20 protein-coding genes and 1 riboswitch are annotated in these 17,763 nt (G+C 66.5%); of the genes, 13 read left to right on the top strand and 7 right to left on the bottom strand.

The window, feature by feature from the left end; genetic code table 11:
• Positions 1–86 precede the first annotated feature (86 nt).
• The 5 genes from DK26_RS03075 to DK26_RS03055 all read left to right on the top strand — a co-directional run bounded on the left by DK26_RS03075 (position 87) and on the right by DK26_RS03055 (position 2,708).
• The gene (locus DK26_RS03075) at positions 87–437 is read left to right on the top strand and encodes an AtpZ/AtpI family protein (RefSeq protein WP_066468160.1); all 351 of its coding nucleotides are present in this window, start codon (positions 87–89) and stop codon (positions 435–437) included.
• A gap of 40 nt (positions 438–477) precedes the next feature.
• Positions 478–1,239: a F0F1 ATP synthase subunit A gene (locus DK26_RS03070; RefSeq protein WP_066468157.1), complete on the top strand. Its 762-nt coding sequence runs from the start codon at positions 478–480 to the stop codon at positions 1,237–1,239.
• A 63-nt stretch (positions 1,240–1,302) separates the two neighbouring features.
• Positions 1,303–1,530 carry a F0F1 ATP synthase subunit C gene (locus tag DK26_RS03065; protein ID WP_066468155.1) on the top strand — a complete coding sequence of 76 codons (228 nt, stop codon included), beginning with the start codon at positions 1,303–1,305 and terminating at the stop codon, positions 1,528–1,530.
• Positions 1,531–1,579: 49 nt separating this feature from the next.
• A complete protein-coding gene (locus tag DK26_RS03060) occupies positions 1,580–2,221 on the top strand; it encodes a F0F1 ATP synthase subunit B' (protein WP_248309850.1) in 642 nt (213 codons plus the stop codon).
• Between the two features lie 10 nt (positions 2,222–2,231).
• Positions 2,232–2,708, top strand: coding sequence for an ATP F0F1 synthase subunit B (locus DK26_RS03055; RefSeq protein WP_066468152.1), 477 nt, complete (start codon positions 2,232–2,234; stop codon positions 2,706–2,708).
• A 383-nt stretch (positions 2,709–3,091) separates the two neighbouring features.
• On the opposite strand, the gene DK26_RS03050 is transcribed toward DK26_RS03055, so the two are convergent.
• The 7 genes from DK26_RS03050 to DK26_RS03020 all read right to left on the bottom strand — a co-directional run bounded on the left by DK26_RS03050 (position 3,092) and on the right by DK26_RS03020 (position 10,696).
• Complete coding sequence (locus DK26_RS03050; protein WP_066468150.1) at positions 3,092–4,372, bottom strand: L,D-transpeptidase family protein; 1,281 nt, start codon at positions 4,370–4,372, stop codon at positions 3,092–3,094.
• Between the two features lie 134 nt (positions 4,373–4,506).
• Positions 4,507–6,081 carry an aminomethyl-transferring glycine dehydrogenase subunit GcvPB gene (gene gcvPB, locus DK26_RS03045; protein WP_066468148.1) on the bottom strand — a complete coding sequence of 525 codons (1,575 nt, stop codon included), beginning with the start codon at positions 6,079–6,081 and terminating at the stop codon, positions 4,507–4,509.
• Positions 6,081–7,421 (bottom strand): aminomethyl-transferring glycine dehydrogenase subunit GcvPA, encoded by a 1,341-nt coding sequence (gene gcvPA, locus DK26_RS03040; protein WP_066468147.1) that lies wholly within the window; start codon positions 7,419–7,421, stop codon positions 6,081–6,083. The genes gcvPB and gcvPA overlap by 1 nt, the downstream gene beginning before the upstream one ends.
• Positions 7,422–7,573: 152 nt before the next feature.
• A complete protein-coding gene (gcvH, locus tag DK26_RS03035) occupies positions 7,574–7,948 on the bottom strand; it encodes a glycine cleavage system protein GcvH (RefSeq protein ID WP_066468145.1) in 375 nt (124 codons plus the stop codon).
• A gap of 28 nt (positions 7,949–7,976) precedes the next feature.
• Entirely contained in the window at positions 7,977–9,125 is a 1,149-nt protein-coding gene (gcvT, locus tag DK26_RS03030) for a glycine cleavage system aminomethyltransferase GcvT (RefSeq protein ID WP_066468143.1), read from the bottom strand.
• Between the two features lie 159 nt (positions 9,126–9,284).
• Positions 9,285–9,384: riboswitch (glycine riboswitch) on the bottom strand.
• Positions 9,385–9,581: 197 nt separating this feature from the next.
• Complete coding sequence (locus tag DK26_RS03025) at positions 9,582–10,085, bottom strand: hypothetical protein (RefSeq protein ID WP_157089485.1); 504 nt, start codon at positions 10,083–10,085, stop codon at positions 9,582–9,584.
• A 101-nt stretch (positions 10,086–10,186) separates the two neighbouring features.
• Positions 10,187–10,696 (bottom strand): invasion associated locus B family protein, encoded by a 510-nt coding sequence (locus DK26_RS03020; protein WP_157089484.1) that lies wholly within the window; start codon positions 10,694–10,696, stop codon positions 10,187–10,189.
• A 425-nt stretch (positions 10,697–11,121) separates the two neighbouring features.
• Here DK26_RS03020 and coxB point away from each other — a divergent pair, with 425 nt between their 5' ends.
• From coxB to DK26_RS02980, 8 genes are all read left to right on the top strand, one after another.
• The gene (gene coxB / locus DK26_RS03015) at positions 11,122–11,952 is read left to right on the top strand and encodes a cytochrome c oxidase subunit II (RefSeq protein ID WP_248309866.1); all 831 of its coding nucleotides are present in this window, start codon (positions 11,122–11,124) and stop codon (positions 11,950–11,952) included.
• Positions 11,953–12,005: 53 nt separating this feature from the next.
• Positions 12,006–13,640, top strand: coding sequence for a cytochrome c oxidase subunit I (gene ctaD / locus DK26_RS03010; RefSeq protein WP_066468134.1), 1,635 nt, complete (start codon positions 12,006–12,008; stop codon positions 13,638–13,640).
• Between the two features lie 152 nt (positions 13,641–13,792).
• Positions 13,793–14,746 (top strand): heme o synthase, encoded by a 954-nt coding sequence (locus DK26_RS03005; RefSeq protein ID WP_066468133.1) that lies wholly within the window; start codon positions 13,793–13,795, stop codon positions 14,744–14,746.
• Positions 14,746–14,937: a hypothetical protein gene (locus tag DK26_RS03000; protein WP_066468132.1), complete on the top strand. Its 192-nt coding sequence runs from the start codon at positions 14,746–14,748 to the stop codon at positions 14,935–14,937. The genes DK26_RS03005 and DK26_RS03000 overlap by 1 nt, the downstream gene beginning before the upstream one ends.
• Positions 14,938–14,941: 4 nt before the next feature.
• The gene (locus DK26_RS02995; RefSeq protein WP_066468127.1) at positions 14,942–15,523 is read left to right on the top strand and encodes a cytochrome c oxidase assembly protein; all 582 of its coding nucleotides are present in this window, start codon (positions 14,942–14,944) and stop codon (positions 15,521–15,523) included.
• Between the two features lie 48 nt (positions 15,524–15,571).
• A complete protein-coding gene (locus DK26_RS02990; protein ID WP_066468126.1) occupies positions 15,572–16,429 on the top strand; it encodes a cytochrome c oxidase subunit 3 in 858 nt (285 codons plus the stop codon).
• 71 nt (positions 16,430–16,500) lie between these two features.
• Positions 16,501–16,875 carry a DUF983 domain-containing protein gene (locus tag DK26_RS02985; RefSeq protein ID WP_066468125.1) on the top strand — a complete coding sequence of 125 codons (375 nt, stop codon included), beginning with the start codon at positions 16,501–16,503 and terminating at the stop codon, positions 16,873–16,875.
• A 2-nt stretch (positions 16,876–16,877) separates the two neighbouring features.
• On the top strand, positions 16,878–17,639 hold the full coding sequence (locus DK26_RS02980) for an SURF1 family cytochrome oxidase biogenesis protein (RefSeq protein WP_066468124.1): 762 nt from the start codon (positions 16,878–16,880) through the stop codon (positions 17,637–17,639).
• Positions 17,640–17,763: the final 124 nt, after the last annotated feature.

Below are 17,763 nucleotides of genomic sequence, written 5' to 3'. Positions count from 1 at the left end.
GACGGCTCGGTGATCGGGCCGGGAAGGGTGTGCGAAGGTTTTTGGCGTGACCGTGCCGAATTCACGGTCAAACGAAGAGGCCCGGCATGTCCGAACCGGACAAGACACCTGGTGATCCTGAGTTGCGCACGAGACTGGAATCGCTCTCCGCCGCCTTGCGGCAGACCGGCAAGGCCGAAGAGGCCAAGGTCGAAGCGGAGAACAGGGACAAGGTGCTTGCGGGCGCGATGTCCTCCGGCTTTCGCGCTGCGACGGATCTCATTGGCGGCGTCATCGCAGGTGGCCTGATCGGCTATCTGGGCGACCGGTGGCTGGGAACCTCGCCGTTCCTGCTGATTGCCTTCCTGGTAATCGGCACCATCGCCGGTTTCCGGTCAGTCTATCGACTGGGAGCGCGGCCGACCTCCGGACGGGCGCAGAACGCTCCCAAGGATTGAGTTTTTCGCGGCCCAGTGCCGCATTGAGAGGGTTGAGAGAATGGCGGCCGGCGGCGGTATCGATCCGATCCACCAATTCGAGATCAAGCCGATCGTCGGCCTGAAGCTCTTCGGACTCGACCTTTCCTTTACCAATTCCGCGCTGTTCATGGTGCTGACGGTCGCCGTCATCGCGCTGATCACGCTGTTCGGCTCGCGCCAGCGCGCCACCGTGCCCGGCCGGCTGCAGTCGCTCGCCGAGATGTCCTACGAGTTCGTCGCCTCGACGCTGACGGGCGTGATGGGCAAGGAAGGGATGCGCTTCTTCCCCTTCGTCTTCTCGCTGTTCATGTTCGTGCTGACCGCGAACCTGCTCGGCATGATCCCCGGCTCGTTCACCGTCACCAGCCATATCATCGTCACCGCCGCCTTTGCCTTCCTGGTGATCGGCGTGGTGCTGGTCTACGGCATCGTCAAGCATGGCAGCCACTTCTTCGGCCTGTTCGTGCCCAAGGGCGCACCGGGCTGGCTGCTGCCCTTCATGGTCCTGATCGAGGCCGTGTCCTTCGTTTCCCGCCCGATCTCGCTGTCGCTGCGTCTGTTCGGCAACATGCTGGCCGGCCACGTCGCGCTCAAGGTGTTCGGCGGCTTCGTGGTGATGATGACCGGCACGATCGGCGTCGGCATCGTGCTCGCCCCGCTGCCCATGCTCCTGGCGATCGCGCTCACTGCGTTCGAGTTCCTCGTCGCTTTCCTGCAGGCCTACGTCTTCACGATCCTGACCTGCGTCTATCTCAACGATGCCCTGCACCCCGGCCACTGAGGCCAGCAGGTATCGCGAGAGTTAAACACCCCCTACCGCCCTAAGTTCACTCGGAGAAAGACCATGGATTTCACTGCCGCCAAGTACCTCGCCGCCGGTATCGCCTGTCTCGGCATGGGCCTCGCGGCCATCGGCGTCGGCAACATCTTCGGTCAGTTCCTGTCGGGCGCCCTGCGCAACCCGTCGGCCGCTGACGGCCAGTTCGGCCGCGCCTTCATCGGCGCCGCGCTCGCCGAAGGTCTGGGCATCTTCGCGTTCGTCGTGGCCCTGATCCTGCTGTTCGTGGTCTGAGGACGACGACTTCATCCGCTCCCGCAGGGCCTTCGCGTCCGGCGGGAGCGTGTCTAATCCGATCAGCCTGAAAGGCGTCGTGATGCATATCGGCATTGCCACGAACCTCCTCCGGACGACGGCTGCGACGGCGCTGGTCGTTGCGGCTTTCGCCCTGCCGGAGGTCGCGCTCGCGGCGAGCGATACCGGCGCTGCCAAGGGCGCTTTCCCGCCCTTCGACAGCAAGACCTATCCCGGCCAGCTCTTCTGGCTCGCCGTTTCCTTCGGCGCGCTCTACTGGCTGATGTCCAGGGTGGCACTGCCGCGCATCGGCGGCATCCTCGCCGACCGCGCCGCGGCACTGTCGCGCGATCTCGACGAGGCCGCCGGCGCCCAGGCGAAGGCGGAAGCCAGCGCGAAGGCCTATGAGCAGGCTCTGGCGCAGGCCCAGTCGCGTGCGCAGGGCATCGCCCAGACCGCCCGCGAGACCAGCGCCAAGCAGTCGGACGAGCGCCGCAAGGCGGTCGAAGCCGAGCTCTCGGCGAAGGCCAGCCAGGCGGAGGCCTCGATCGCCGCCGCCAAGGCGAAGGCGATGGGAAGCGTCCGCGATCTCGGCGCCGAGACGGCGGCTGCGATCGTCGAGAAGCTGACCGGCAAGGCGCCCAGCGCGGCCGAGGCGGCCAAGGCCGTCGACACCGCTCTGGCGCGCTGAGGAGGAACAGATGGATACTTTCTGGGTAGGCATCGCGTTCTTCATCTTCATCGCGATCGTCGTCTATGTCGGCGGTCACAAGAAGATCCTCGCCGGGCTCGATGCCCGCGGCGAGCTGGTCGCCAAGGAACTGGCCGAGGCACGCCGCCTGCGGCACGAGGCCGAGCAGCTGCTCGCCGAGTACGAGTCCAAGCGCAAGGCCGCCGAGGCCGAGGCCGAGACCATCGTCGCCAACGCCAAGGAGGAGGCCGAGCGCCTCGCCAAGGACGCCGAGGCGAAGCTGGCGGAATTCGTGACCCGGCGGACCAAGTCTGCCGAGGACAAGATCGCCCAGGCCGAAAGCCAGGCGACCGCGGAAGTCCGCGCCGCTGCCGCCGAGGCCGCCACCCAGGCTGCCGAGGTCATCCTGCGCGGCCAGGTCGCAGGCAAGGCGGGCGCCGATCTCGTCGCCGCCGGTCTCAAGGACGTCAAGGCCAAGCTCAACTGAGCCAGCCTCGCGCAAGCGACTGAAAGAAAAGAGAACGCCGCGGTCCAAGGACCGCGGCGTTTTCGTTTGGGCAGGTGCTTTTCCTTGGCTCGGGCCTCGCTCGTCATCCGCCGGCGAGCGCGCGAAGCAACGCATCTTCAAACGTCCGCCGCAGGCGTTTGCTGCTGCGCTGGAAACGGAACTTCGTCCCAATGGGCCGTCATTCCGGACAAGCCGCAAAGTGACGCAGCTCCAGTATTCCATCCTGGAGCCGTGGAGCCAACGATAGCTTCCGGCATTCCGCTTCACTCCCGCCGAAATGACGAGCACTTAGCTCGAGCGGAGCGCAACTGGTTGGAAATGGAAGCCTTCCCACGCGGCGCGCAGGCGCCCTGCCCTTGCTCCTACTGGATCGCTACGGCCGTCGGCACGATCGGCCGGGGCGCCGGGATCGGCGTCACCGCCGGCCGCGGTGCGACGGGCTTTGCCGCGGCGGCAGGCACGGCCGCCGGCTTGGGCTTCGGCTTGCGCGGCTGGATCGTCGAGGTGACGATGCCTTGCGGGGTATCGAGCCCATAGATGTCGTCACGAAACTGCACCAGCCCCGCGGCATCCTGCCAGCCGGTCATGTAGACCCAGGCGACCGGCACCGGCTTCTTCAGCACGATGTTCTTGCGCTCGCCCTTGGCGATCTCGGCCTCGATCGCCGGCAGATTCCACTCCGTGCCCTCGAGCAGCCAGCTCGCGAGATCGCGCACGCCCTCGATGCGGGCGCAGCCCGAGGAGTTGAAACGGACATCGTTGCGGAACAGCGTCTTCTTCGGCGTGTCGTGCATGTAGACCGCCTCGCCATTCGGCATGTCGATCTTCATCTGGCCGAGCGAGTTGGTCGGGCCGGGCTCCTGCCGGACATAGAAATAGGGGTTGGTCAGGCTGGCCCAGTTGACGCTCGCCGGGTCGATCTCTCGGTTCTCGGCGCCGAGCAGCTTCATGTTCGACTTGGCGATGAAGCTCGGGTCCTTGCGCATATGCGGGATGATGTCGGCCTTCACGATCGACATCGGCACCGTCCAGTACGGATTGAGGTTGACCGAGGTGATGCTGGTCTGGAGCACCGGCGAAGGCCGGTCCGGCCGACCGACGATGGCCAGATGCCGGCGCTGGACGATGCCGCCCTCGACCGCCTCGGCGCTGGCGCCGGGGATGTTCACCACGACATAGCGCTCAGTGAAGTTGAACCCATTGCCCTTGAGGCGTTCCAGCGTCGCGGTGAGCTGGTTGAGGCGGACCTCGACCGGCACGTTCAGCGCCTTCAGAGTCAGCCGGCCGACGGTGCCGAGCTCCGAGAGCCCGTGGCGTTTCTGGAAGCGCTTCACCGCCGTGACCACCGCCTCGTCATAGATATCGCCCGGCAGCGAGGCGGGCGGCAGGTCGCCGCTCAGCATCAGGCGCTGCTTCAGCAGCGCGACATCGGGTCCTTGCGAATCCGGCTTCAGCGCGGTCGCAGCCCCGGGCACCTTCGGCCAGCCGCCGCGATTGGCGATGTCCTCATGGGTGATCAGAGCCTCAAGCGTGCGGTCATAGGTCTTCGGACCGTAGCCCGGCTCCTCGGCCCGCGAAGCCGTCAGCATCGCCGCAAAGGCAACGGCGGCGGCGAAAGAATGGCGAAGGCGAACGCACTGCATGAGCCGATCCCAGCGTGCGAGAATACGCACGGAACCAAGCATTCCTCGCACATGGTCAAGGAAGCCTTAAGGCAGGCGCAAACAGGTTACGAAAGGGCAGAGGCGGGAGCGCCTGGCCCCCGCCTCTGAAAAATCTACTCCGCGGCTTGCTTGACCGGCGCGGGCTTTTCCCATTTCAGCACCGGCTGGCGGGCGGCCCTGGTCTCGTCAAGACGGCGGATCGGGGCGTGGTGTGGCGCCGCGGTGAAGCGGCTCTTGTCGTTGCCCTTGGTCGCGATGGCGAGATCGCGCAGGGTTGCGACAAAGAGATCGAGCGCCGCCTTCGATTCCGACTCGGTCGGCTCGATCAGCATGGCGCCATGGACGACGAGCGGGAAATACACCGTCATCGGATGGTAGCCCTCGTCGATCATCGCCTTGGCGAAATCGAGCGTCGAGACGCCGGTGCCCTTCAGCCACTCATCGTCGAACAGCACCTCGTGCATCGAGGGGTGGTCCGGGAAGGGCAGCGACATCAGATCGGACAGGCTGGCGCGGATGTAGTTGGCGTTTAGCACGGCATCTTCCGAAGCCTGCTTCATGCCGTCGGCGCCATGGCTCAGCATATAGGCGAGCGCGCGGACATACATGCCCATCTGGCCGTGGAAGGCGGTCATCCGGCCGAACGGGTCGTTGCCTTCAGGCGCCTCCGACTTATGCTCGACCAGGCGCGGGCTGCCGCCCTCGACATGGATGAACGGCACGGGCGCGTAGGGCGCCAGCCGCTCCGAGAGCACGACCGGACCAGCGCCCGGTCCACCGCCGCCATGAGGGGTCGAGAAGGTCTTGTGCAGGTTGATGTGCATGGCGTCGACGCCGAGATCGCCCGGCCGCGCCTTGCCTACGATGGCGTTGAAGTTGGCGCCGTCGCAGTAGAAATAGGCGCCGGCATCGTGCAGCGCCGCGGCGATCTCGACGATCTCCGGCTCGAAGATGCCGCAGGTGTTCGGGTTGGTCAGCATGATCGCCGCGACCTCGGGGCCAAGCAGCGCCTTGACGTCCTCGACCGCGACGGTGCCGTCGGGACGGGCCGGCACAGCCTTGACCGAGAAGCCGATCAGCGCGGCCGTCGCCGGATTGGTGCCATGCGCCGATTCCGGCACGAGCACGACGTTGCGGGTCGCGCCCTCGCCCTTGGCCTCGATAGCGGCCTTGATCGCCATCATGCCGCAGGCCTCGCCATGGGCGCCGGCCTTCGGCGAGAGCGCCACCGCCGGCATGCCGGTCAGTGTCATCAGATAGCGGGCGAGCTCCAACATCAGCTCGAGCGCGCCGGGCACGGTCGAGGTCGGCTGCAGCGGGTGCACGTCGGAGAAGCCCGGCAGCCGCGCCACCTTCTCGTTGAGGCGGGCATTGTGCTTCATCGTGCAGGAGCCGAGCGGGAAGAGCCCGGTATCGATGCCGTAGTTCTTCTGGCTGAGGCGCACATAATGGCGCATCGCCTCGGGCTCGGAGAGACCAGGCAGACCGATCTCGCCCTGGCGAGCGTGCTTGCCAAGGCGGCTCTTGAACGGCGCCGGCTTCTCGATGTCGACGCCGGTCGACTCGTGATGGCCGATCTCGAAGATCAGCGGCTCGATCTGCTGCAGCGCGCGGTTGCCGGTGAAAGTCTCGTGGCTGCGGCTCTCGGCCTCGCCGGCGGCAGTCGGGCGTCCCTGACGGTTCAACATCACAGCACCTCCACGAGCGCCGCCACGAAGGCCGCCCGGTCCTCATCCGTATTCACTTCGGTATTGGCGACGATCAGGAGATCGTCGAGCCCGGCGCCCGGCAGCAGGCGCGAGGCCGGCACGCCGGCCAGGATGCCCTTGGCGGCGAGCGCCTCGACCACCTCGGCAGCTGGCTTGGCGAGCTTCAACGTGAACTCGTTGAAGAAGCTCTCGTTCAGGACCTCGACGCCCTTCACCTTGGCAAGCGCATCGGCGAGCTTCACGGCATTGGCGTGGTTGACCTCGGCCAGCCGGGTCAGGCCAGCCTGGCCGAGCAGCGTCATGTGGATGGTGAAGGCCAGCACGCAGAGGCCGGAATTGGTGCAGATGTTCGAGGTCGCCTTGTCGCGGCGGATGTGCTGCTCACGGGTCGAGAGCGTCAGCACGAAGCCGCGGCGGCCATCGGCGTCGACCGTCTCGCCGCAGAGCCGGCCAGGCATCTGGCGGACATATTTCGACTTGGCGGCGAAGAGGCCGACATAGGGACCGCCGAAGTTCAGGGCGTTGCCTATCGACTGGCCCTCGCCGACGACGATGTCGGCGTCCTGGGCGCCCGGCGGGACGACCGCACCGAGCGAGACGACCTCGGTGAAAACAGCGATCAGGAGCGCGCCATGGGCGTGGGCCTTGTCGGCGATCGGCTTGAGATCACGCAGGTTGCCGAAGACGTCGGGCGACTGGACGACGACGCAGGAGACGCTGTCGTCGATCGCAGCGAGAATGTCCTCGGTGGCGCGGACGTCGGGCTTCAGCGCCACGACCTCGTCATTGGCCATCTCGGAGAGCGTCTCGACGACCTGGGTGTAGTGCGGATGCAGGCCGCCCGAGAGCACCGCCTTGCGCCGCTTGGTGACACGATGCGCCATCAGCACCGCCTCGGCCGTGCCGGTCGAGCCATCATACATCGAGGCGTTGGCCACCTCCATGCCGGTCAGCGCCGCCACCTGCGTCTGGAACTCGAACAGGTATTGCAGCGTGCCCTGGGCGATCTCAGGCTGGTAGGGCGTGTAGCTGGTCAGGAATTCCGAACGCTGGATCAGATGGTCGACCGTCGCCGGGACGTGGTGCTTGTAGGCCCCTGCCCCGACGAAGAACGGCACCGCGCCGGCCGCCGTGTTCCTCGCCGACATCCTGCCAAGAATGCGCTCGACCTCGAGCTCGCCCTTGGCGCGCGGCAGGTCGAGCGGCTCCTTGAGCAGCTTGCCCTTGGGCACATCGGAGAAGAGCGCATCGACATCGGGCACGCCGATGCGCGCCAGCATGTCCTCGCGGTCGGTATCGGTCAGGGGCAGATAGCGCATGGAGGTTCCGTTCTCTACGGTCGGGGACCGTTCAAAACTGCGTGGTCGTCCCGGGCGACCGGAGGGAGACCTGGGACCCATGCCGGAATCGTTCAGGCATGGGCCCCGGATCGACGCCGCTACGCGGCTTGTCCGGGACGACTCGGTGAGGTTCAGAGCGTCTTGACGTAGTCCTGGTACTCGGCCTCGCTCAGCAGGCCCGCGAGCTCGGCCGGATCCTTGAGCTTGATCTTGACGAACCAGCCCTTGCCGGCGGGGTCCTCGTTGACCGTGCCGGGAGCGGCTTCGAGTTCGCTGTTGACCGCGACGATCTCGCCGGAGACCGGGGCATAGACCTCGGACGCCGCCTTGACGCTCTCGACGACCGCGGCCTCGGCACCCTTCGCCAGCGTCTTGCCGATCGCCGGCAGCTCGACGAAGACGACGTCGCCGAGCTGGCCCTGGGCGAAGTCGGAGATGCCGACCGTGCCGGTGTCGCCCTCGACGCGGATATATTCGTGGTCCTTGGTGTAACGGGTCTCGGCCATGGTTTCCTCCGGCGAAATGGTGTGAAGCTCAGCGCTTGTAGTGGTTGGGAACGAAGGGCATTGCGGCGACGGTGGCCGGCAGCGGCTTGCCGCGCACGATCAGATCGAGCCTGGTGCCGGGAGCCGAATGCTCCTTGGCGACATAGCCCATGGCGCAGGGGCCGTTCAGGGTCGGACCAAAGCCACCCGAGGTGACCTTGCCGACGATGGTGCCGTCGGCGAGCGCGATCTCGGCACCTTCACGGGCAGGAGCACGCCCTTCCGGCAGCAGGCCGACGCGAACGCGCGCCGTGCCTTCGGCGAATTCACGCTGGATGCGGGTCGCACCCGGAAAGCCGCCCTCCTCGCGCCTGCGCTTCTGGATCGACCAGTTCAGCCCGGCCTCGACCGGCGAGGTCTCGGTGTCGATGTCATGGCCGTAGAGGCACAGGCCCGCCTCGAGGCGCAGCGAATCGCGGGCGCCGAGGCCGACCGGCTTGACGCTGGCGTCGAGCAGGAGCGCGTCCCAGAGCTCGCCGATCCGATCAGCCGCAGCGGAGATCTCGTATCCGTCCTCGCCGGTATAGCCGGAGCGGGTGATGTTCGCCTTGACGCCCCCGAGCTTCAGGGTGCGCGCCGACATGAAGCTCATCTCGGCGACTTCGGGGTTGAGCGCCGCCAGTGCAGCCTCGGCCTTCGGCCCCTGGAGTGCGATCAGGCCGCGATGCTCGGCCCGGATCAGCTTCACATTGGCCGGCAGGCGCGCCTCGATATGAGGATAGTCGGTCAACTTGCAGGCGGCGTTGACGACGAGCAGCAGCGCACCATCCTCGTCGGAATCGGCCGAGCGCGTCACCATCAGGTCGTCGAGGATGCCGCCTTCCTCGTTCAGGAGCTGCGAATAGCGCTGCTTGCCGGGCTGGAGGTTGACGATATCGGCGGGGACCAGCGCTTCGAGCGCGCGCGCCGTGGTCTCGTGATCGGGCCCGATCAGGAAGGCCTGGCCCATATGGGAGACGTCGAAGAGCCCGGCATTCTCGCGAGTCCAGACATGCTCGGTCAGGATGCCGCTCGGATATTGCACCGGCATGTCGTAGCCGGCGAAAGGCACCATGCGGGCGCCGAGCGCGACATGGCGAGCATGAAGCGGCGTCCTGAGCAGCGGCTCGGTGCTTGCAGTCTCGGCTTCGGCAGCCATGGCATCCCCTCAACAGAATCGAGCGCGAGCCCCGGACGGAATCGTCCGGAGCGCGCCCCCTCTGTCTCGGGACCTGAGAGATTTCCCCGCCGGCATCAGGCCGGAAGGTTACCCCCGTCGGTGGGCGAGCCAAGTCGGCCCGCCGCTTTCCAGAGCGCCAATTCCCACGCGGTCCGTTTGCCTGAGCGTTTCCGGGGCGGTTGCGCCTTCGGCGCCGGGTCCGGACAAGTCCGATCCCGGTCTCTCCCGCGGGGATGATGCGGCTGAAGCAGCAATAGCCGAGAGCGCTTCTAAGTCAATCGAGACAAAGCGCGGCGGCCAGCCTGTCCACGATCGCGCTGAAGCACTGCCATACCGGCGAGAGTATCGGGCCGAGGCGTGGTAACCACGCCTCGGCCCGATATTTGAGCATAGTGATGGATCGTTTGCTCGCGCGCCCTACTGGACGCGCGGAGCCTAGCGGCGACGGCGGCGGACCGGATCGGCTCCACCCGTGCCGAGCGAGACGACGATCTCGGTCTCGCCGGAACCCGGCGGCACGACGATGTTGTCCTCGACATGTGTGAAATCAGCACCCGTCTGGTTGGACGAGAGCGTCGCGCCGACACGCGCGGCGCGCCGGGCCAGAACCTGGCCATTGCGGATCACCTGCGTCGTCAAGGTCGCACTATGGCTACCCGAACCGCCGGCCGGCCCCGCCAGCACGCGCCCCTCGACGCCGACCTTGAGGGTGAAGCCGCCGCCCGGACCCGTGGCCTTGCATTCGCGGGCGACCGTCTGGATCGAGATCTGATGGCGCAGGCTCCCGCTGTCGGGGCCGGACTGCGCCCGGATCGCAGCGCCGCCATCGGCAATGATGACGGCCGGGCAGATCAGCTCCTCTTCCGGATCGGTCGGAAGCTGGTTGACCGGCGGCGGCGTCGTCGACTGGAAGGCGATGATGTTGCCGAATTTCTGCATAGTACTCGGCTCGCCGGTGGAGCTCGACGAACCGCAGCCCGCCAGCGCGGCGGCAAGCACAGGCATAACAAGCCAGGCCTTGCGGCCAGAAAGCATATCAATCACGGCAGGGCCTCCACGCCGGGGCCGAATCCATTCAGCGAAACCGGGATACCGACGCCTTCCTCCGGCGTCTGGAAGACAATGAATGTCGCGCTCTTGCCGCCCTTGAGCTGGCCTAGCAGCGTATCGTCGATCACCACCTCGGCGACGCAGCCGGTGGTCAGGCAGCGCACGAAGCCGGCGCGGCCGATATCGTTGTTGTCGATCTTGAGGCCAAGGCCGGACGGCAGCAGCACGCCGAGCGGCGCGACGACGCGCAACAACCGGCTCTTCTGATCGGCGGTCTTGAGCACGATCACCAGCAGCGTCAGATTCGGCCGATCCTCGGCCGCGACGTTCTGGACCAGCGCGCATTGCTCGGTCTTGGCGCCCGGAGGCACCTCGCAACGCATCTGCCAGTCGCCATGCGTGGAGCGCACCGCGCCCTGCGCCTGCGCCGGCAGCGCCGTGGCGCATAGCCAGCCAGCGGCCGCCAGGGCTGCGGCGGCGAGGCCAAGAAATTGGCGCATCCCTGTCATTCCTCTCTATCGGGGCGCCGCGCGCGTAAGCGGCGACGGCGGCCGGGAGATCTCTTCAATGGCGACGTGCGTTGGGACCATGTGGCCCCTTCCCTGTCAAGAAGGAGCATGCTTTCGGCGGCCGAAGCCCACTGACGAAAGCGGATCTGAGCGATGACGGACGGGCCTGTGGCCCTGCGCCTCGCGTACTTATGCCGCACGGCCCTTGCACCAGCCTATCATTGCCCCACTGGCGCAAGCGTGATCTTTGATTTATCGCAATGCCGAAGAACAAGGGGCGGCCCGCAAGGGCTGCCTGTACGCGTGCAAGCCGACCCAGGCGGAACCGAGGGCCGGCACGGCATCACAGGAGCTATGTCGGACCGATGCGATTTGTGACCTCGACCCTCAGGGACGCTGCCGCGGCGCTCGCCGTGATGCTGATTGCGTTCTTCCCGGCCGCCGCATCGGCCCAGAACGGCATGCCGCAGCCCTGGCAGATGAATTTGCAGCCTGCCGCGACCGAGGTCGCGACCTACATTCATTGGTTCCACGACTGGATCAACGTCCTGATCTTCGTGATCTCGATCTTCGTCCTGGGGCTGCTGGTCTACGTCGCCTACCGCTTCAACGAGCGCCGCAATCCGGTGCCGGCCAAGACGACGCACCACGCTTTGCTCGAGGTGGCCTGGACCATCATCCCGGTCCTGATCCTGGTCGTGGTCGCGATTCCCTCCTTCCGCCTGCTGAAGCTGCAGCTCGAGGTTCCGAAGGCCGACATCACCGTGAAGGTCACCGGCAAGCAGTGGTACTGGTCCTATGAGTACCCGCAGGACGGCGGCGCCTTCGGCTTCGATTCGCTGATGCTCGACGAGAAGCAGCGCGCCGAGGCGATCCAGTCCAAGAAGATCGCCGAATCCGAGGCGCCTCGCCTGCTCGCCGTCGACAACGAGGCGGTGGTTCCGGTCGGCAAGATCGTTCGCGTGCAGGTCACCGCCGCCGACGTCATCCACAAGTTTACGGTTCCGGCCTTCGGCGTGAAGATCGACGCCATCCCGGGCCGCCTCAACGAAACCTGGTTCCGCGCCGATCGCGAAGGCATCTTCTACGGCCAGTGCTCGTTCATCTGCGGGCAGAACCACGCCTATATGCCGATCGCCTTCCGGGTCGTCAGCGCCGAGCGCTATGCCGCCTGGCTCGCCGAGTCGAAGCAGAAATTCGCCAATGCGGCCGACGCCGCCGGCAAGGTCGCCGACGCGACCCGCTGAACCCGATTGACTTGAACTCACGCGAACTTATTTCGCAGGAGGAGACGAACCTCATGGCCACCTCGGCTCCCCACGCCCAGGGTTACGGGCACGACGACGCCCACGCACACGCCCATCCGACCGGATGGCGGCGCTGGCTGCTCTCGACCAACCACAAGGATATCGGGACGCTCTACCTGATCTTCTCGATCTGCGCGGGTCTGATCGGCGGCTTCCTGTCGATCATGATGCGCATCGAGCTCCAGGAGCCGGGGCTGCAGATCTTCGCCAACGGTCAGAGCTACAACGTCTTCGTGACCGGCCACGGCCTGATCATGATCTTCTTCATGGTCATGCCCGCGGTCATCGGCGGCTTCGGCAACTGGTTCGTGCCGCTGATGATCGGCGCGCCGGACATGGCCTTCCCGCGGATGAACAACATCTCGTTCTGGCTCACGGTCTCCGGCCTGGTGCTGCTGCTGATCTCGCTCTTCGTCGAAGGCGCGCCCGGCGCGCGCGGCGCGGGCACCGGCTGGACGGTCTATCCGCCCTTCTCCTCCTCTGGCCATCCCGGCCCGTCGGTCGACTTCGCGATCCTATCGCTTCACCTCGCGGGTGCGGCTTCGATCCTCGGCGCGATCAACTTCATCACCACGATCCTCAACATGCGCGCTCCCGGCATGACGCTGCACAAGATGCCGCTCTTCGCCTGGGGCGTGCTGGTGACTGCGTTCCTGCTGCTGCTCGCCCTGCCGGTTCTGGCCGGCGCGATCACCATGCTGCTGACCGACCGTAACTTCGGCACGACCTTCTACGATCCGGCCGGCGGCGGCGACCCCGTGCTCTACCAGCACCTGTTCTGGTTCTTCGGTCACCCCGAGGTGTACATCATGATCCTGCCGGCCTTCGGCATGATCAGCCACATCATCTCGACCTTCTCGAAGAAGCCGATCTTCGGCTATCTCGGCATGGCCTACGCCATGGTCGCGATCGGCGTCGTCGGCTTCATCGTCTGGGCCCACCACATGTACACGGTCGGCCTGTCGCTCAACACGCAGCGCTACTTCGTCTTCGCGACGATGGTCATCGCGGTGCCGACGGGCGTGAAGATCTTCTCCTGGATCGCGACGATGTGGGGCGGCTCGATCCGCTTCACCGCCCCGATGGTCTGGGCGATCGGCTTCATCTTCCTGTTCACCGTCGGCGGCGTCACCGGCGTCGTGCTGGCCAATGCCGGCCTCGACCGCTCGCTGCATGCGACCTACTACGTGGTGGCCCACTTCCACTACGTGCTGTCGCTCGGCGCCGTGTTCGGCATCTTCGCGGGCTTCTACTACTGGTTCCCGAAGATGAGCGGCTACATGATGCCCGACTGGGTCGGCCATGTGCACTTCTGGATCGCCTTCATCGGCGCGAACCTGCTGTTCTTCCCGCAGCACTTCCTCGGGATCGCGGGCATGCCGCGGCACTATGTCGACTATCCCGATGCCTTCGCCGGCTGGCACTTCTGGTCGTCGATCGGTTCCTACATTTTCGCGGCCGGCCTGCTGGTCTGGATCTACGGCGTGATCGTCGCCTTCGCCCGGAAGGTTCCGGCCGGTGACAATCCGTGGGGCGAAGGTGCAACGACGCTGGAGTGGACCCTGTCCTCGCCGCCTCCGTTCCACCAGTTCGAGACCCTGCCGCGCATCACCGGCTCCGACCACTGAGAATAAAGCGGCGGCGGGCCAGTCCCGCCGCCGCCCTTCTCCCGAGCGCCTCGAGCGAGGCGTTCCGGAGGCGGGCGGCAAGCAGCCACCCCAACCTTTAGAGATCACCGTCCGCTGTTGCGGGCCTTCAGAAAGACGAAGACCGAGTATCGATGTCTGCTGCGTTCGATCAGATCGCCCCGCACCGTGACGGCGCCGCTCCGACCTCCACCGGCGAGGCCAGCGATTTCTTTGCGCTCTTGAAGCCGCGGGTGATGTTCCTCGTCATCGTGACGGCGCTCGGCGGCATGGTCGCGGCACCCGGCTCGGTCAATCCGATCATCGGCTTTGCCGCCCTCCTCGCCATCTCGGTCGGTGCCGGTGCTTCGGGCTGCCTCAACATGTGGTGGGACGCCGATATCGACGCGGTGATGACGCGCACCGCCAACCGGCCGATCCCGGCCGGGCGGATCCTGCCCTCGGAGGCGCTCGCCTTCGGGCTCACGCTCTCGGTCGGCTCGGTGCTGGTGCTCGGCCTCGTCGCCAACCTGCTTTCGGCGTCGATGCTCGCCTTCACGATCTTCTTCTACGCCGTGGTCTATTCGATGTGGCTGAAGCGGGCGACGCCGCAGAACATCGTGATCGGCGGCGCTGCCGGCGCTTTCCCGCCGATGATCGGCGAGGCCGTGGTGACAGGCGATTTCGGCATCACCTCGATCGTCCTCTTCGCCATCATCTTCCTGTGGACCCCGCCGCATTTCTGGGCGCTGGCCCTGGTCAAGTCGGGCGACTACGCCCGCGCAGGCATCCCGATGCTGCCGAATGTCGCCGGCCCGGCCGCGACCCGGCGCCAGATCGTCGCCTATACGCTGGTGCTCGCCCCGGTCGCGGTGCTGCCGGCACTGATGGGCTTCGGCGGGATGATCTACCTCGCCGTCTCGGTCGTCACCGGACTGATGATGATCGCGCTCTCGCTGCGCGTCCTCAAGGTCACCGAGGGCGACGCGGCCTACAAGGCGGCCTATCAGCTCTTCGGCTTCTCGATCCTCTACCTCTTCCTGCTCTTCGCCGTCCTGCTGGCGGAGAACGGACTCGGCCTGATGTGGGCCCTGCCGAAGGTGCTGTGATGAGCGAGAACCCGCAGCGCCAGGACCCACCGTCCAAGCCCCAGCCGCCCGCCGCCTTCTCGCCGGAGGATATGGCAAGGCGCAACCGCCGCTCGATCGCGCTGGCACTCGTGCTCGCCGGCCTCGTCCTGTTCTTCTTCGTGGTGACCCTGGCCAAGACCGGCCCGGCGATCCTCAACCGTCCCCTGTGATGCGATGACCGACGCAGCCGCCAAGAACCGCCGCATCGTGCTGATCTGCAGTGGCGTGGTGCTGGGCATGACCGGCCTCTCCTTCGCCGCCGTGCCGCTCTACGACATGTTCTGCAAGGCGACCGGCTTCGGCGGCACGCCGATGATCGGCACGGCCGGCGCGAGCCGCGTCATCGACCGGACGATCGCAGTGCGCTTCGACGCCAATGTCGCGCCGGCCCTGGGCTGGCGCTTCGAGGCCGAGCAGACCGAGGTCAACGCCCGCGTCGGCGAGACCCAGACGGTGTTCTACAAGATCACCAACACCTCCTCGCGGCCGGCCACCGGGATCGCGACGTACAACGTCCAGCCGTCCCAGGCGGCGGCGCATTTCGTCAAGATCCAGTGCTTCTGCTTCACGGAGAACACGCTGCAGCCCGGCGAGAGCATCGAGGCGCCGGTCGTGTTCTACATCGACCCCGAAATCGAGGCGAACCGCGAGCTCGCGAGCCTGAAGTCCATCACCCTGTCGTACACCTACTTCCCGTCGAAGTCCGGGCAACCGGTCGCGGAAAGCAAGGGTGACGCAGCCAAATCAAGCCTATAAGCAGCTAGCCAGCGCGCTGCACTTCTATCGGACGCGGAGACGACCACGATGGCCGAGGCCCATACCAAGAACCACGACTACCACCTGGTCGATCCGAGCCCGTGGCCGCTTGTCGGCTCCATGAGCGCGACGATCATGGCGATCGGCGCCGTGATGTGGATGAAGCACCTGCCGGTCGCCGGCATGCAGATCGGCCCGCTGGTCTTCGGCGCCGGCACGCTCGGCGTGCTCTACACCATGCTGGCCTGGTGGATGGACGTCGTCCGCGAAGCCGAGCATGAGGGCCACCACACCCGCGTCGTGCAGATCCATCACCGCTACGGCATGCTGATGTTCATCGCCTCCGAGGTGATGTTCTTCGTCGCCTGGTTCTGGGCCTTCTTCGACGCCAGCCTGTTCACCGGCGAGACCATCCAGTACGCCCGCGCCGAATTCACCGGCGGGCATTGGCCGCCGAAGGGCATCGAGACCTTCGATCCCTGGCACCTGCCGCTGCTCAACACACTGATCCTGCTGACCTCGGGCACCACCGTGACCTGGGCTCACTATGCGCTGATCCAGAACGATCGCGCCGGCCTGAAGCAGGCGCTCTGGCTGACCCTGATCCTCGGCGGCATGTTCACCATCGTCCAGGGCTATGAGTACGCGCACGCCTCCTTCGCCTTCGCCGGCAACATCTACGGCGCGACCTTCTACATGGCGACCGGCTTCCACGGCTTCCATGTCATTATCGGCACGATCTTCCTGGCGGTCTGCCTGTACCGGGTCTATCTCGGCCACTTCAAGCCGAACCAGCATCTCGGCTTCGAGTTCGCCGCCTGGTACTGGCACTTCGTCGACGTGGTCTGGCTGTTCCTGTTCGCCGCGATCTATGTCTGGGGCGCCGGCACGCCGGCCGCACACTGAGACGGGACCCTTCGCGGTCGCAGATCCCGAGGGCGGCCGCGAGGCCGCCCTTTCCGTTTGAGGAGAAGCGCATGACCGAGCAGCGGGCCCACCAGCCCTCGCCATTCTCGACCGGCCTCGCCGGCCGCTGCCCACGCTGCGGCGAAGGCAAGCTCTTCGACGGCTACCTGAAACTCCGGCCGCGCTGCGCCGCCTGCGGGCTCGACTTCGCCTTCGCCGATTCCGCCGACGGCCCGGCCGTGTTCATCATGCTGATCGCGGGCTTCTTCGTGCTCGGCCTCGCGCTCTATGTCGAGATCGCCTACGAACCGCCGATCTGGCTGCATCTCGCGCTTTGGCTGCCGCTGGCGCTCGTCACCTGCCTTGGCCTGTTGCGGCCGATGAAGGGCATCGCGGTCGCACTGCAATATGTGAACCGGGCGCAGGAAGGCAGGATGAAGAAGTGACCATGCCCACCACCGTCTCGCCGCCACGACAGAAACTGCTCCTGCCCACCCTGCTCACCGTCATCGGCGTCGGCGTGCTCTGCCTGCTCGGCAGCTGGCAGCTCCAGCGCATGGTCGAGAAGCACGCCTTCATCGAACGCCTGCAGGCGCAGGCCGGCGGGCCGCCTTCGGCCATCCCGCCTTCGGCCGAATGGCCGCGCCTTGATCCGAGCCGCCTCGACCTGCAGCGCGTCGAGGCCAGAGGCACCTATCTCGACAACGGTATCGCCGGCGTGCGCACGACCATCGCCGCCGGACCTCCGGGCACGCGCCAGCTCTCCGGCTTCGGCCGTTGGGTCTTCCAGGGTTTCCGCCTCGAGGATGGGGCGACGATCCTGGTCAATCGCGGCTTCGTGCCGGAAGGCCGCTATGCCAGCATCACGCCGGCCAGCGGCCCCGCGACCGTCGCGGGCTTCCTGCGCGCGCCGGAGGCGCGCAACAGCTTCACCCCGGCAGACCTTCCCGGACAGCGCGAGTTCTACACGCGCGACCCCGCCGCGATCGCCGCCTCGCTCGGCCTGCCGGGCGCGCCGTTCTATCTCGAGGCCGAGCGCAGCGGCGATGGCATGACCCCGCCGGCAGGCGTCGACGTCAAGGAGTTGATCGCCCGCATCCCCGACAACCACCTGCAATATGCCGTGACCTGGTTCGGGCTGGCGCTGACGCTTGTGGGTGTGTTCACCGTCTTCGCGTGGCAAAATCGCAGGCGGCGGCAAAGCGCCTGACCGCGCGCGCCCGGCGGCGGGGGGGAATTTTCCTGCGCCATGCTCCAATGCACTCCGGCAGCGCGGTCCTTTGCTTTTGCCCTCCCCCGCCAACGGGCCTATAGGATCAGGCACAACCTCGAAA

It is taken from the genome of Allobosea sp. WAO, assembly GCF_001509835.1.
In the GTDB taxonomy this organism is placed as follows: Bacteria; Pseudomonadota; Alphaproteobacteria; order Rhizobiales; family Beijerinckiaceae; genus Allobosea.
This window is presented reverse-complemented; position numbering and strand designations above follow the sequence as displayed.